The 13,390-nt window shown below is 64.4% G+C and carries 13 protein-coding genes; 10 read left to right on the forward strand and 3 right to left on the reverse strand.

From position 1 onward, the window contains the following. Positions 1 to 108: 108 nt before the first annotated feature. Together BB934_RS14125 and BB934_RS14130 are read right to left on the reverse strand one after the other, a co-directional pair. Positions 109 to 783: a hypothetical protein gene (locus BB934_RS14125; protein WP_162299165.1), complete on the reverse strand. Its 675-nt coding sequence runs from the start codon at positions 781 to 783 to the stop codon at positions 109 to 111. Positions 784 to 911: 128 nt separating this feature from the next. After that, the gene (locus tag BB934_RS14130; RefSeq protein ID WP_099510193.1) at positions 912 to 1,799 is read right to left on the reverse strand and encodes a LysR substrate-binding domain-containing protein; all 888 of its coding nucleotides are present in this window, start codon (positions 1,797 to 1,799) and stop codon (positions 912 to 914) included. A 203-nt stretch (positions 1,800 to 2,002) separates the two neighbouring features. Here BB934_RS14130 and sdhC point away from each other — a divergent pair, with 203 nt between their 5' ends. The 5 genes from sdhC (at position 2,003) to BB934_RS14155 (ending at position 6,221) form a co-directional block, all read left to right on the forward strand. Then, complete coding sequence (gene sdhC, locus BB934_RS14135; protein WP_099510194.1) at positions 2,003 to 2,398, forward strand: succinate dehydrogenase, cytochrome b556 subunit; 396 nt, start codon at positions 2,003 to 2,005, stop codon at positions 2,396 to 2,398. A 12-nt stretch (positions 2,399 to 2,410) separates the two neighbouring features. Then, the gene (gene sdhD / locus BB934_RS14140; protein WP_099510195.1) at positions 2,411 to 2,830 is read left to right on the forward strand and encodes a succinate dehydrogenase, hydrophobic membrane anchor protein; all 420 of its coding nucleotides are present in this window, start codon (positions 2,411 to 2,413) and stop codon (positions 2,828 to 2,830) included. 11 nt (positions 2,831 to 2,841) lie between these two features. Then, positions 2,842 to 4,665 (forward strand): succinate dehydrogenase flavoprotein subunit, encoded by a 1,824-nt coding sequence (gene sdhA, locus BB934_RS14145; protein ID WP_099510196.1) that lies wholly within the window; start codon positions 2,842 to 2,844, stop codon positions 4,663 to 4,665. A gap of 14 nt (positions 4,666 to 4,679) precedes the next feature. Next, entirely contained in the window at positions 4,680 to 5,462 is a 783-nt protein-coding gene (locus tag BB934_RS14150; RefSeq protein WP_099510197.1) for a succinate dehydrogenase iron-sulfur subunit, read from the forward strand. A 171-nt stretch (positions 5,463 to 5,633) separates the two neighbouring features. Beyond that, positions 5,634 to 6,221, forward strand: coding sequence for an AprI/Inh family metalloprotease inhibitor (locus BB934_RS14155; protein ID WP_099510198.1), 588 nt, complete (start codon positions 5,634 to 5,636; stop codon positions 6,219 to 6,221). A 130-nt stretch (positions 6,222 to 6,351) separates the two neighbouring features. Here BB934_RS14155 and BB934_RS14160 read toward each other — a convergent pair whose 3' ends face one another. Continuing rightward, entirely contained in the window at positions 6,352 to 7,806 is a 1,455-nt protein-coding gene (locus BB934_RS14160; RefSeq protein ID WP_099508970.1) for an IS4 family transposase, read from the reverse strand. A gap of 363 nt (positions 7,807 to 8,169) precedes the next feature. On the opposite strand from BB934_RS14160, the gene zapE reads away from it, so the two are divergent. The 5 genes from zapE to sucD all read left to right on the forward strand — a co-directional run bounded on the left by zapE (position 8,170) and on the right by sucD (position 13,377). Continuing rightward, complete coding sequence (gene zapE, locus BB934_RS14165) at positions 8,170 to 9,363, forward strand: cell division protein ZapE (RefSeq protein WP_237049970.1); 1,194 nt, start codon at positions 8,170 to 8,172, stop codon at positions 9,361 to 9,363. After that, positions 9,360 to 9,989: a TetR/AcrR family transcriptional regulator gene (locus BB934_RS14170; RefSeq protein ID WP_099510199.1), complete on the forward strand. Its 630-nt coding sequence runs from the start codon at positions 9,360 to 9,362 to the stop codon at positions 9,987 to 9,989. The genes zapE and BB934_RS14170 overlap by 4 nt, the downstream gene beginning before the upstream one ends. A 221-nt stretch (positions 9,990 to 10,210) precedes the next feature. Then, entirely contained in the window at positions 10,211 to 11,173 is a 963-nt protein-coding gene (gene mdh / locus BB934_RS14175) for a malate dehydrogenase (protein ID WP_099510200.1), read from the forward strand. Between the two features lie 104 nt (positions 11,174 to 11,277). Then, positions 11,278 to 12,477, forward strand: coding sequence for an ADP-forming succinate--CoA ligase subunit beta (gene sucC / locus BB934_RS14180; protein ID WP_099510201.1), 1,200 nt, complete (start codon positions 11,278 to 11,280; stop codon positions 12,475 to 12,477). A gap of 12 nt (positions 12,478 to 12,489) precedes the next feature. After that, positions 12,490 to 13,377, forward strand: coding sequence for a succinate--CoA ligase subunit alpha (gene sucD / locus BB934_RS14185; RefSeq protein WP_099510202.1), 888 nt, complete (start codon positions 12,490 to 12,492; stop codon positions 13,375 to 13,377). The last annotated feature ends 13 nt before the right edge of the window (positions 13,378 to 13,390 follow it).

The raw sequence follows: 13,390 nt of genomic DNA on the forward strand, positions 1-13,390 counted from the left end.
CCCACAAGGAGAGGTGGGTCAGCGCCACACTTTGACAGGTGATCGCTCACAGCCCCACCCTTGACCCCTCCTCACAAGGGGGAGGGGAGATGCGCTTTCACAGCCTGATCAATTCGCCGCGAAGCAGTAGAACAGGCCGGCGCCGCCGGTGCCGCGCAGGGCATCCTGGCTGCATCCGCCGCGGGTCGCGTGCGACGAGTTCCAGGACTTGGCCGGCGCCGAGTCGTCCGTGCCCATGCGGTCGTGGTGGCCCGTCATGGCCGCTCCCTCCGTGCCGCTCTTCGTCCAGTTGCCGCAGGTCATGTCCTGGTTGCCGGCAAAGGTCGTGCCGTCGGGTTGCGAGCCGGTGAGGATGTCGTGCTGGTTGGGCTGGTCGCCGCGGCCCTTCACCATCTCGCCCTTCTCGGTGATCGCCGTCTGCTTGGTGAGGTTGTTGTTAGGCCCATGCAGATCCGCGACATCCTTCGCGACGACCATGCCCTTGGCGTTCTGCCACGGCCCGCGCCCGATGCGGTCCTTGGCGTTGACGGCCGTCGCGCCGCCCGCAGCTTGCGTGGAGAGATAGGCGCGCCACATCTTGCCGCGAATGCCGGCGGCTTCGGCCAGGGTCTGACAATGCCGGTCCGCGCCCTCGAGGCCGCCGAGATCCGCGCCTTTGCCGGAGCCGGCGCTGGTGACGAAGAACGTCATGTCCTGGGCGCTCTGGGCTCGAGCGGCACCCATGGGAGCGAGCGTCATCAGGCCGATGGCGGCGATAAGCGATAGGCTGTCGGTTCCACGCATTGTTTCCTCCTTGGTGACGTCATGACCGTCCTTGTTCGAGACGGACGGTTCTACAGACGGTTCCGCAAGGACGATCATTCCATCCTCACGGCGTTTTGAAGGCGTGCAGGCGTGAATTCCTAGGGGCCTCACACCTCCTTGCGCAGGTGCTCCACCAGTTGCCGCGCGGAAGGCGGGAGGTCCTTCAAGGACCGGATGCACAGGGTCAGGTCGCGGGCGGCCCAGGGATCCTCCAGATCGACTGCGGCGATGGCGGCCGTGCGGGCAGTACGGCGGGCGGTGGTTTCCGGCACGATGCCGAGGCCCACGCCGGCCTCCACCATGCGGCAGACGGCATCGAAGCTGCGCAGCTGCACTCTCAGGCGGATCGGCTTGCCGATGCGCGTCGCCTTGCCGGCGAGAAAGCGCTGGAGAGCGCTCGCCCGGTCGAGGCCGACGAAATCGTGCTCTAGCACCTCGGCGAAGGCAATGCTCGCTTTGGCGGCGAGGGGATGGCCTTGCGGGACCACGAGGACGAAGCGGTCGCTGCGGAACGGATAGGTCTCGAGCCGCCCTGTATCGACCGTGCCCGCCACGATGCCGAGATCGCCGACGCCCTCCGCGATCAGGCCGACGATCTCGTCGCTGAGGCGCTCCTCCAGATCGATCGAGACCTGCGGGTGGCCGGCGAGAAACGAGCCCAGCGCCTCGGGCAGGAACTCGGTCAGCGCATTGGTGTTGGACAGAATCCGGATCTGGCCGGTCAGCCCGCCCGTATAGGAGCCGAGATCCTCGCGCAGACGCTCGGCTTGGGCCAGCATGGCGCGGGCATGCTGCAGCAGGGTGCGGCCGGCCGGTGTCGGCGTCACGCCCTGGCGGTTGCGCAGGAGGAGGGGCGCACCGAGCGACTTCTCCATGTTGCGGATGCGGGTGCTCGCGGCGGCGAGCGCCAGATGGGCCCGCTCGGCGCCGTGGGTGATGCTTCCGGCCTCCACCACATGCCGGAAGAGGCTTAAGTCGGTCAGATCGAATTGCATAGGCTTCCTTCGTCGTTCGCGAAGGTAGATAAGAATAATTAAAAATTGCGCGGTAAGCGAGCCCAGAGGTATCTTCGCGGCTGACGAAGTGTGTCCTGTTGTTACCACCTTGGGCAGAAGGCGCATTGCGGTGTCGGCGCGCATCCGATACGAACCGTTCCAAACTACGGGCGACCCTTCGTCGCCGACCAGGAGTGAACATCATGGCTGAGGCGAAAGTGGCCCCGAGGCCCCTGTCCCCGCATCTTCAGGTCTACAAGTGGAGCTGGACGATGGCGATGTCCGTCGTCCACCGTCTCACGGGCATCGCGCTGTATGGCGGCATCGCGCTTTTCGCCATCTGGCTCGTGGCTCTCGCCTCCGGGCCTTCGGCTTTTGATGCCGTGCAATGGTTCTTCGGCTCGCCCATCGGCTACCTGATCCTGTTCGGCTACACTTGGATCCTGATGCACCACATGCTCGGCGGCGTGCGTCACTTGGTTTGGGATTTCGGCTATGGCATGGAGCCGGATCAGCGCATCAACATGGCCCGCTTCACCCTCATCGGCTCGGTCGCTCTCACGCTGGCGATCTGGGTCGTCGCCTTCATCGCTTTCTAAAGGAGACCGGACATGGCCGACAACAGGGCTGACACCCGCGTTTCCATGCGCACCCCGCTCGCCCGCGTGAAGGGCCTCGGCGCCGCCGGGCACGGTGTCGAACATTGGTGGATCCACCGCATGACGGCGGTGTCGAACGTCCCCCTCATCATCGCTTTCGTGATCATCGTCGCGGCGCTCGCCAGCTCTCCCTCCTATCAGGAGGCCGTCGCCATCATCTCGCATCCGCTCGTCGCGATCATCCTGCTCCTCGCAGTCATCTCGGTCACGAACCACATGCGGCTGGGCATGCAGATCGTCATCGAGGACTACGTGCACGACAAGGGCTACAAGATCGCTGCCGTCATCGCGAACAATTTCTATGCCGTGATCATTGGAGTGGCCTGCCTCTACGCCATTCTCAAGGTCAGCCTCGGCCGCATCCTGGTTTAAGGAATTCACTCATGGCTCAAGCAACGAATGGCGCCGTCGTCAACGGCAAGGCCTACACCATCGTCGACCACACCTTCGACGTGGTGATCGTGGGCGCGGGCGGCGCGGGTCTTCGCGCCACCGTCGGCTGTAGCCAGGCCGGCCTTCGCACCGCCTGCATTACCAAGGTGTTCCCGACCCGCTCGCACACGGTGGCCGCGCAGGGCGGCATCTCCGCCTCGCTCGGCAATATGGGTCCGGACGATTGGCGCTGGCACATGTACGACACCGTGAAGGGTTCGGACTGGCTCGGCGACCAGGACGCCATCGAGTATCTCGTGCGCAATGCGCCCGCCGCCGTCTACGAGCTCGAGCACTGGGGCGTTCCCTTCTCGCGCACGGAAGAGGGCAAGATCTACCAGCGTCCCTTCGGCGGCATGACCACCGATTTCGGCAAGGGCACCGCGCAGCGCACCTGCGCCGCCGCCGACCGCACGGGCCATGCGATCCTGCACACGCTGTACGGTCAGGCGGTTCGCAACCAGACCAATTTCTTCATCGAGTATTTCGCCCTCGACCTGATGATGGACTCGGATGGCCGCTGCATCGGCGTCGTGGCATTGAACCAGTCGACCGGCGAGATCCACCGCTTCCGCGCCCATATGACGATCCTCGCCACCGGCGGCTACGGACGCGCCTATTTCTCCGCCACCTCGGCCCATACCTGCACAGGCGACGGCAACGCCATGGTGCTGCGCGCAGGCCTCCCCCTGCAGGACATGGAGTTCGTGCAGTTCCACCCCACCGGCATCTACGGTTCGGGCTGCCTCATCACCGAGGGCGCGCGCGGCGAGGGCGGCTATCTGACCAACTCGGAAGGCGAGCGCTTCATGGAGCGCTATGCTCCTTCGGCCAAGGACCTCGCCTCCCGCGACGTGGTCTCGCGCGCCATGACCATGGAGATCCGCGCCGGTCGCGGCGTCGGCAAGAACAAGGATCACATCTATCTCCACCTCGACCACCTCGACCCGAAGATACTGCACGAGCGCCTGCCCGGCATCTCGGAGAGCGCGAAGATCTTTGCGGGCGTCGACGTGACGAAGGAGCCGATCCCGGTCCTGCCGACCGTCCACTACAACATGGGCGGCATCCCGACGAACTATCACGGCGAAGTGCTGACCCTGAAGAACGGCAACCCGGACACGGTGGTGCCGGGCCTGATGGCGCTCGGAGAGGCCGCCTGCGTCTCCGTGCACGGCGCGAACCGCCTCGGCTCGAACTCGCTCATCGATCTCGTGGTGTTCGGCCGCGCGGCGGGTCTTCGCTGCGCCGAGATCCTGGAGCCGAATGCGCGCCATGCTGACCTGTCGAAGAGCGCCGACGAGCTCGCGCTCTCGCGCCTCGACAAGTTCCGCTATGCCAACGGCTCGACCACGACCGCCGATCTGCGCCTGCAGATGCAGAAGACCATGCAGAACAACTGCGCGGTGTTCCGCACCGGCGAGGTTCTGGACGAGGGCAAGAGGCTCATCCACGACGTCTGGAGCGCGGCCGCCGACATCAAGGTCACGGACCGCTCGCTGATCTGGAACACCGACCTTCTCGAGACGCTTGAATTCGACAACCTGATCGGACAGGCCGTCGTCACCATGGAAGGTGCCGCGAACCGTCAGGAATCCCGCGGCGCCCATGCCCGCGAGGATTTTTCCGAGCGCGACGACAAGAACTGGATGAAGCACACCCTCGCCTGGCTCGACGACACCTCGCACAAGGTGACCCTCGATTACCGCCCGGTGCACACCTACACCATGTCGAACGACATCCAGTACATCGAGCCGAAGGCTCGCGTGTACTAAGGAAGACGAAAACGATGGCTCAATTTCAACTTCCCAAGAATTCCCGCTACACCGAAGGCAAGGCCTGGCCGAAGCCGGCGGGCGCCTCCAATGTCCAGGAGTTCCGCATCTATCGCTGGAACCCGGATGACGGGCAGAACCCGCGCATCGACACCTATTATGTCGACCGGGACGATTGCGGCCCGATGGTTCTCGACGCGCTGCTCTGGATCAAGAACAACGTCGACGCGACGCTGGTCTTCCGCCGCTCCTGCCGCGAGGGCATCTGCGGCTCCTGCGCCATGAACATCATGGGCGGCAACACTCTGGCGTGCACGCTCGGCATCGACGATTGCGGCTCGGGCTCGATCAAGATCTATCCGCTGCCGCACATGCCGGTGCTGAAGGATCTGGTGCCGGACCTGACGAGCTTCTTCGCCCAGCACGCCTCCGTCGAGCCCTGGCTCCAGACCGAGACGCCGGCGCCCGAGACCGAGTGGCGCCAGACGCCGGAGGAGCGCTCCAAGCTCGACGGGCTCTACGAGTGCATTCTCTGCGCCTGCTGCACCACCTCCTGCCCGAGCTATTGGTGGAACGGCGACCGGTTCCTGGGCCCCGCGGCGCTGCTCCAGGCCTATCGCTGGCTCATCGACAGCCGTGACGAGGCCACCGGCGAGCGCCTCGACTACCTGCACGATCCGTTCCGGCTCTATCGCTGCCACACGATCATGAACTGCGCCAACACCTGCCCCAAGGGGCTGAACCCGGCCAAGGCCATCGCCGAGATCAAGAAGATGATGATTGCGCGGGCCGTCTGAGGCGTCCTCGCAACACTTTTATCAAAAGGCGCCTCTGGCGCCTTTTTTTGTGAACGGCGATCCCATATGTCGAAACCGGAACATGATCGGCCTGGGTTCATATTCCTCCCGGTAACCTCAGGCAGATGCGAGCGACCGTCCTCAAGGGGCGGCATGAATTCGAGGACGACGATGACGAGATCTCTCCGGTTGACGGGCGCGGTGCTCTGCTCCGCCCTGGCGCTTGGCGCCTGTTCCTCGACCCGCCTCGGCGGTCCCCCGATGCGCGGAGCCAACGCCGCGCCCATCGTCGAGGCGCCGCCGGTCGAGGCCGTTCCTTCCGGCCCCGTCGAGGCCGCCCCGCTGCCGCCCCTCGCCGGTGCGCCTCTGGCCACGGACCCGATGGCGCCGCCCGCAGGCGGAACCGACATCGCCGGCCTGCCGCCCGCTCCGCCGCCTCCGACCATCGGAGGACCGGCCCCTGCACCCGCTCCGGCCCCCTCGAGCCGCACCGCCATGGTCGGCAACTGGAGCGCCCAGACCTCCGGCGGAAGCTGCCGCATCCAGCTTTCGAGCTCTCCGTCGCTGGATCTCTACCGCGCCTCGGCCTCCGGCTGCTCGAACCAGGACCTGTCCAAGGTCAATGCCTGGGATTATCGCGACGGCGAGGTCTATCTCTACCAGACCGGCGGAGCGGTCGCCGCGCGCCTGCGCGGTTCCTCGTCCTCGCTGAGCGGCGTCCTCGCCAAGTCCGGCGCGCCTCTGTCGCTGGCGCGCTAGAGTTCGAAACGCTGTTCTGTTGTTGAACAGAGCGGTCTAAAGGGTAGGCTCCTTTCCCTCCCCCTTGTGGGGAGGGCCAGGGTGGGGGTGCTGGCGCCTTACCTTGGTAGGCCATCGCTTACACTTTCAATTACCCATAGATTTGCGCCCCAATCCTAGCGCCGAGTTCGATATCCATCAGGCGGGATAGTCCTCTCCACATGACGGTGTTTCCTGGCGGAGGATCATGGCCACGGGCAAGGTAGCCGCCCATGCGGGCGATCTTAGTTAAATAGTAGGCGAGCGTCTTGCTCCGCAGCAGCACCTGGCCCTTGTCTCGCACCAGCTCGTCGAGCAGGTCCATTTCCAAGTCCGTCAAGGCCAGCCGCGGCGGCACGTCCGGAACAACACGATTGAGCATCGTCATCCAGAAGATCCGCCAGCTCAGGATGCAGTAGATGCTGAGCAGGTTCACCAGGCGCTCGGCCGTTCTCAGCTTGGTCTCCTCCGCTCGGCACCCGGACTTGAGGATCTTGTGGAACAGCTCGACCTTCCAGCGCATGGCGTACCAGTCGAGCATCTGGATCGCGTCCGCGCGGGATCGTACCGGCAGATCCGTGATCAGCTTCCAGTCGATCCGCGCCCGGTCTTTGGGTGGATGACGCTCCTGTGCGTGGATCACCGTCAGGCTCAGGGCTGGATAGCGCTTCTGCTTGCCGATCGGAGGCAGGATGTGGATCCGGCGGTATTTGAGCTCTACGGTGGCAAGGCTCACATCGCCTTTCGGGCTGCGAACTTCGACCTGATGCCGTCCTTTGACCTTCACCTCTGCCATCTCGTCCGCGATGGTGTGCTGGCCATCGCCCGCCAACCGATCCACGCAGGTTCGGACCAGGAAGTGCGTGCTCAGAGCCTGAGCCGTGCAGAAGAACTCGTCGATGTCGTTCTCCCGGTCGCCGATATGGATGCAGCGCTCAGGAGCACCGAACAGCGCCACGGACTGCCTCATGCACTCCAGCCAGCGGATACTCTCCTTCTGATCGATGGGCACCCGGGTCGGGTTGATCTTGCGTTTGAGCGTCCGGGCGCCCTTGAACTGAGGCCTCGTCCAAAACTTGATCGCCGAAAGCCCCAGCGGCAGCCCATCCGCGGTCACAGCCAGGCAAGAGTGCATGAGCAGCCCGCAGACCGTGTGCATCCTGGAGCGACCTTCCTTGTCCCGGCCGCTGTTGACCCGGCGGGTCGCACCAATCCGTTCAGGCTGTGCTCTTTCGTAGGACAGTTCGGTTGTGTCCTGAATGACCAAGATAGGGCCACCGAAGGCGGCAAAGCGGGTTCGGGTGGCTTGGAAATGGCCCTGAAGGATCTCATGGTCGGAAACTTTGGGATTGGACAGGAAGCGGTAGGCCGCTTTGGTGTTAGCCCAATCCTGGCAGGCCAGCGGAAGGCTGCCGCCAATGGCACCGGCCATGTGGGTCAGGAGCTTGCGCAGGCGCTGGCCGAGACGATTGTCCCGAAAGCGGCACCCAGCGAGTTCCTGATCGACCCAGGAAATAACATTGGCTGCCTCTCCCAGAGGATGCGTCGGAAGAGACGTCTTTGTCATGGCCCAGCTCCCGCGCCGCCTCGTGGGAGCGAATAGGAGGCCGTCCGGCGTATGCCCGGCGCGCAGAGATCAGCGAGATCACGGGAAAGCCGAGACAGAGCCCTGTCCATGGGACACCTCTCACAGATGAGGAGATGCTCACCAAGGAATCACGCTTGGTGCTGGTCAGGCAAGCACTGCTGCTAAGTCAGAAATGTGGGTAATTGAAAGTCGCTTACACCCCCACCTCCAACTCCTCCCCACAAGGGGGAGGAGGGTTCCAGCGCCTTACCATGAACCGGGCTCCGAGAAAGGGCCTGGTCTCAACGCAATCCGGCCTGAAGACGTTTGCGCTCCAAGGCGGGGAGAGTTATCGATCATCCCGTGAACGACACCTCCTTTTCCTCGCCTCACTCCATTACGGCCCGGTACAATGCGCTCGTCGCGGCGGGTGCCATCGAGCGCGATCCGGCGCAGGTGGCGCTGCTCAAGCGGCTCGAGGCGCTCGCCGGGAGCCTGGCCAATCATCGCCTCGCCCGCAAGCCCAGCGCGCTCGGCTGGCTCTTCGGCAAGAAGAGCGCTGCTCCCCCGAAAGGCCTCTATGTCTGGGGCTCGGTCGGTCGCGGCAAGACCATGCTGATGGACCTGTTCTTCGAGGCGCTCACCGTACGGCGCAAGCGGCGGGTGCATTTCCACGCCTTCATGGCGGATGTGCACGAGCGCATCCACGCCTACCGGCAGAAGCTGAAGGCCGGCGAGGTTTCGGGCGACGATCCCATCGCTCCCGTCGCAGAGGCGCTCGCCGACGAGGCCTGGGTGCTCTGCTTCGACGAGTTCACCGTCACGGACATCGCCGACGCCATGATCCTCGGACGCCTGTTCACGGCCCTCTTCGCCCACGGCGTGGTGGTGGTGGCGACCTCCAACGTCGAGCCCGACCGGCTCTACGAAGGCGGCCTCAACCGCTCGCTTTTCCTGCCCTTCATCGCCCTGCTGCAGGAGCGGATGACAGTGGTGAAGCTCGAAGCCCGCACCGATTTTCGGCTCGAGAAGCTCGCCGGCAGCCCGGTCTTCTACACGCCGGCCGACGAGCGCTCGCAGGCGGCTCTGACCCGCGCCTTCAAGAGCCTCACCGGCCGCGAGCACGGCAAGCCGATGGTTCTGACGGTCAAGGGCCATCCGGTCGAGGTGCCGCAGGCGGCCGGCGGCGTCGCGCGCTTTTCCTTCGCGGATCTGTGCTCGAAGCCCTTGGGCGCAGCCGACTACCTCACCGTCGCCGAGGACTTTCATACGATTATCCTGGAGAACATCCCGACGATGTCCTTCGAGCGCCGCAACGAGGCGAAGCGCTTCATCCTGCTCATCGATGCCCTCTACGATGCCCATGTGAAGCTGCTTGCCTCCGCCGAGGCCGAGGTGCACGAGCTTTATCATGCCGATAGCGGGCGCGAGGCTTTCGAGTTCGACCGCACCGTGTCCCGCCTGATCGAGATGCGCTCCGAGGAATACCTGTCCTTGCCCCATGGCCGTTCGGATTCGGAAGCGTCGGGCAGCACGACCGGGCTTGCCGAGACATGAAGCGGTCCGTCGGCGGCCCGTCGCGGCATGCGGATCTCGCTCCGGCCGATTCCCGGCTTCTCGCCATCGCTGCGGATCAGCTCAAGGAATTCGGGCCCAGGCACATCACGGTGGTCGGCATCGCCGATGCCGCCGGCATGACCCATGCCAATGTCTACCGCTACTTCGCCAACAAGGCCGCTCTCATCGATGCGGTGGCCGGCCAGTGGCTGCGCGGAATGGAGGCCACCATCGCCGAGATCGCGGATTCCCCCGATCCGGCCGACGACAAGCTCGAGCGCCTGATCCAAGCCTGGGCCCGGGTCCACCGGGAGCTTTTGACGGAAGACCGGCATCTCTTCGATGTCTATTGCACCGCGACCGAAACCTCGCGCCCCCTCGTGCGCAAACATCGGGCGCGGATGCGCCAGCTGATCGAGCGGGTGCTGGACGAGGGCATCGTCACGGGCAAATTCGACCCCCGCGACCGGGAGAAGGCCCATGCCTTCATCACCGATGCGGTCTATCGCTTCATCAATCCCCTGACTGTCCGCCTTGACGCGGAGGTGCCGCAGGACATTCTCAATCCGCGTCTGGCAACCGTGATCCGGGTGGTCCTGCGGGCCCTGGCGAACGGAAGCGTGTAACATCAGTTACAATTTTCAAAATTTGTAACGAGAAAATTGTCTCACTTTGATGCGACCCAAGGCATTGAACTGTAAAGGCAATTTGAAACCGTTAAGCTTGGTCTGCCTTTTTTAAAGGCGCAAAGCCTTGTCCGTTAATCTTTTGCTCGCTTGATGGCCGCCCATTTGTTGTGTCAAACAGCGCCACCTCAAAGGCTCGTGCCAAAACCCAAGGACAGATTATGGCCCGGAAAAAGATCGCGCTCATCGGTGCAGGCCAGATCGGCGGAACGCTCGCCCATCTCGTCGGCTTGAAGGAACTCGGCGACGTCGTGCTCTTCGACATCGCGGAAGGCATTCCCCAGGGCAAAGGTCTCGATATCGCGGAATCCGCGCCGGTCGATGGGTTCGATGCCAGGTACAAGGGCGCGAACGACTATGCCGATATCGCAGGCGCCGACGTGATCATCGTCACCGCCGGCGTGCCGCGCAAGCCCGGCATGAGCCGCGACGACCTGATCGGCATCAACCTGAAGGTCATGGAAGCGGTCGGAGGCGGCATCAAGCAATATGCTCCGGACGCCTTCGTCATCTGCATCACCAACCCGCTCGACGCCATGGTCTGGGCGCTGCAGAAGTTCTCCGGTTTGAAGCCGGAAAAGATCGTCGGCATGGCCGGCGTGCTGGATTCGGCCCGCTTCCGCCACTTCCTCGCGGAAGAGTTCAAGGTGTCGGTCGAGGACGTGACCGCCTTCGTGCTCGGCGGCCACGGCGACGACATGGTGCCGCTGGTGCGCTATTCCACGGTCGCCGGCGTCCCGCTGCCCGACCTCGTGAAGATGGGCTGGACCACTCAGGAGAAGCTCGACGCCATGGTCGAGCGCACCCGCAAAGGCGGCGGCGAGATCGTCAACCTGCTCAAGACCGGCTCCGCCTTCTATGCACCGGCTGCCTCCGCGATCGCGATGGCCGAGAGCTATCTCAAGGACAAGAAGCGCGTCCTGCCTTGCGCGGCGTATCTCAACGGCCAGTACGGCGTGAAGGACATGTTCGTTGGCGTGCCGATCGTGATCGGCGAGAACGGCGTCGAGCGCATCGTCGAGGTTTCGTTCTCGGCCGACGAGAAGACCATGTTCGAGAAGTCGGTGGCTTCCGTGCAGGGCCTCGTCGACGCCTGCAAGCAGATCAACCCGGCTCTGAAGTAAAGCGTCATCCCGGCCAAGGAGCCGGGATCGCATGACGAGTTCGACACGGTCAACGATCCCGGATCGCCGCCAGCGGCGTCCGGGATGACGAAAGAGAAGAGCACATGAACATCCATGAATATCAAGGCAAGGCGGTCCTGAAGGAATTCGGCCTGCCCGTCTCCCGCGGCGTCGCCATCTTCTCCGCCGACGAGGCGGAGGCTGCTGCCAGGGAACTCGGCGGCCCGCTCTGGGTCGTGAAATCCCAGATCCATGCGGGCGGCCGCGGCAAGGGCAAGTTCAAGGAATCTGCCGCCGGCGAGAAGGGCGGCGTGCGCCTCGCCAAGTCCGTGGATGAGGTCAAGGAATTCGCGCGCCAGATGCTTGGCAACACGCTTGTGACGATCCAGACCGGCGAGGCCGGCAAGCAGGTCAACCGTCTCTATATCGAGGACGGCTCCGACATCGACACTGAGCTCTATCTCTCCATGCTCGTCGACCGCGCCACCGGTCAGGTCGCTTTCGTCGTCTCGACGGAAGGCGGCATGGACATCGAGCAGGTCGCGCACGACACCCCTGAGAAGATCCTCACCTTCTCCGTCGATCCGGCGACCGGCGTCATGCCCCATCACGGCCGCACGGTCGCCAAGGCGCTCGGCCTGAAGGGCTCGCTCGCCAAGGAAGCCGAGGATCTGGTGACCAAGCTCTACACGGCCTTCATCGCGAAGGACATGGAGATGCTCGAGATCAACCCGCTGATCGTCACCAAGGATCAGCACCTCAAGTGCCTCGACGCCAAGATCTCCTTCGACGGCAACGCACTCTACCGTCACCCCGACGTGGTCGCGCTGCGCGACATCACGGAGGAGGACGAGAAGGAAATCGAGGCCTCCAAGTATGACCTCGCCTATATCGCGCTCGACGGCACCATCGGCTGCATGGTCAACGGCGCCGGCCTCGCCATGGCGACGCTCGACATCATCAAGCTCTACGGCGAGGAGCCGGCGAACTTTCTGGATGTCGGCGGCGGAGCGTCCGAGGAAAAGGTGACGGCGGCGTTCAAGATCATCACCGCCGACCCGAACGTGAAGGGCATCCTCGTCAACATCTTCGGCGGCATCATGAAGTGCGACGTGATCGCCCGCGGCGTGATCGCGGCGGTGAAGACCGTCGGCCTGCAGGTTCCGCTGGTGGTGCGCCTCGAGGGTACCAACGTGGAAGAGGGCAAGCAGATCATCCGCCAATCCGGCCTCAACGTGATCCCAGCGGACGACCTCGACGACGCCGCCCAGAAGATCGTGAACGCCGTGCGCGGCGGAAAGTAAGGTTTCGACCCGATGTCCATCCTCATCAATAAAGACACCAAGGTCATCTGCCAGGGCTTCACCGGCAAGAACGGGACCTTCCATTCCGAGCAGGCCATCGCCTACGGCACCAAGATGGTCGGCGGCACCTCGCCCGGCAAAGGCGGCTCGACGCACCTGAACCTGCCCGTGTTCGACACGGTCATGGAAGCGCGCGAGAAGACCGGCGCCGATGCCTCGGTGGTCTACGTTCCGCCGCCGGGTGCTGCGGACGCCATCTGCGAGGCGATCCAGGCCGAGATCCCGCTCATCGTCTGCATCACCGAGGGCATCCCGGTGCTCGACATGGTGCGCGTGAAGCGCGCGCTCGAAGGCTCCAAGTCGCGCCTCGTCGGCCCGAACTGCCCCGGCATCGTCACGGCGGGCGAGTCGAAGATCGGCATCATGCCGGCCAACATCTTCAAGCCCGGCTCGGTCGGCATCGTGTCGCGCTCCGGCACGCTCACCTACGAGGCCGTGTTCCAGACCACCAATGAAGGCCTCGGCCAGACGACGGCGGTGGGCATCGGCGGCGATCCGGTGAAGGGCACCGAGTTCATCGAGATGCTCGACATGTTCCTCTCCGACCCGAAGACCCAGTCGATCGTCATGATCGGCGAGATCGGCGGCTCGGCCGAGGAAGAGGCGGCCGAGTTCATCGCCCGCGAGGCCAAGAAGGGCCGCAAGAAGCCGATGGTCGGCTTCATTGCCGGCCGCACGGCGCCTCCGGGACGCCGCATGGGCCATGCCGGCGCCATCATCTCCGGCGGCAAGGGCGGAGCCGAGGACAAGATAGGCGCCATGGAGGCCGCGGGCATCCGCGTGTCGCCGTCGCCGGCGCGCCTCGGCAAGACCCTGGTCGAGGTTCTCAAGGGCCAATAACGGACAAAGGCCG

Origin of the sequence: Microvirga ossetica (assembly GCF_002741015.1) — a bacterium.
Lineage (GTDB): Bacteria > Pseudomonadota > Alphaproteobacteria > Rhizobiales > Beijerinckiaceae > Microvirga > Microvirga ossetica.

Bases quoted from the DNA above. Each gene is read 5' to 3' on its own strand.
- BB934_RS14125 (WP_162299165.1), bottom strand. From the start codon at position 783: ATGCGTGGAACCGACAGCCTATCGCTTATCGCCGCCATCGGCCTGATG.
- BB934_RS14130 (WP_099510193.1), bottom strand. From the start codon at position 1,799: ATGCAATTCGATCTGACCGACTTAAGCCTCTTCCGGCATGTGGTGGAG.
- sdhC (WP_099510194.1), top strand. From the start codon at position 2,003: ATGGCTGAGGCGAAAGTGGCCCCGAGGCCCCTGTCCCCGCATCTTCAG.
- sdhD (WP_099510195.1), top strand. From the start codon at position 2,411: ATGGCCGACAACAGGGCTGACACCCGCGTTTCCATGCGCACCCCGCTC.
- sdhA (WP_099510196.1), top strand. From the start codon at position 2,842: ATGGCTCAAGCAACGAATGGCGCCGTCGTCAACGGCAAGGCCTACACC.
- BB934_RS14150 (WP_099510197.1), top strand. From the start codon at position 4,680: ATGGCTCAATTTCAACTTCCCAAGAATTCCCGCTACACCGAAGGCAAG.
- BB934_RS14155 (WP_099510198.1), top strand. From the start codon at position 5,634: ATGACGAGATCTCTCCGGTTGACGGGCGCGGTGCTCTGCTCCGCCCTG.
- BB934_RS14160 (WP_099508970.1), bottom strand. From the start codon at position 7,806: ATGACAAAGACGTCTCTTCCGACGCATCCTCTGGGAGAGGCAGCCAAT.
- BB934_RS14170 (WP_099510199.1), top strand. From the start codon at position 9,360: ATGAAGCGGTCCGTCGGCGGCCCGTCGCGGCATGCGGATCTCGCTCCG.
- mdh (WP_099510200.1), top strand. From the start codon at position 10,211: ATGGCCCGGAAAAAGATCGCGCTCATCGGTGCAGGCCAGATCGGCGGA.
- sucC (WP_099510201.1), top strand. From the start codon at position 11,278: ATGAACATCCATGAATATCAAGGCAAGGCGGTCCTGAAGGAATTCGGC.
- sucD (WP_099510202.1), top strand. From the start codon at position 12,490: ATGTCCATCCTCATCAATAAAGACACCAAGGTCATCTGCCAGGGCTTC.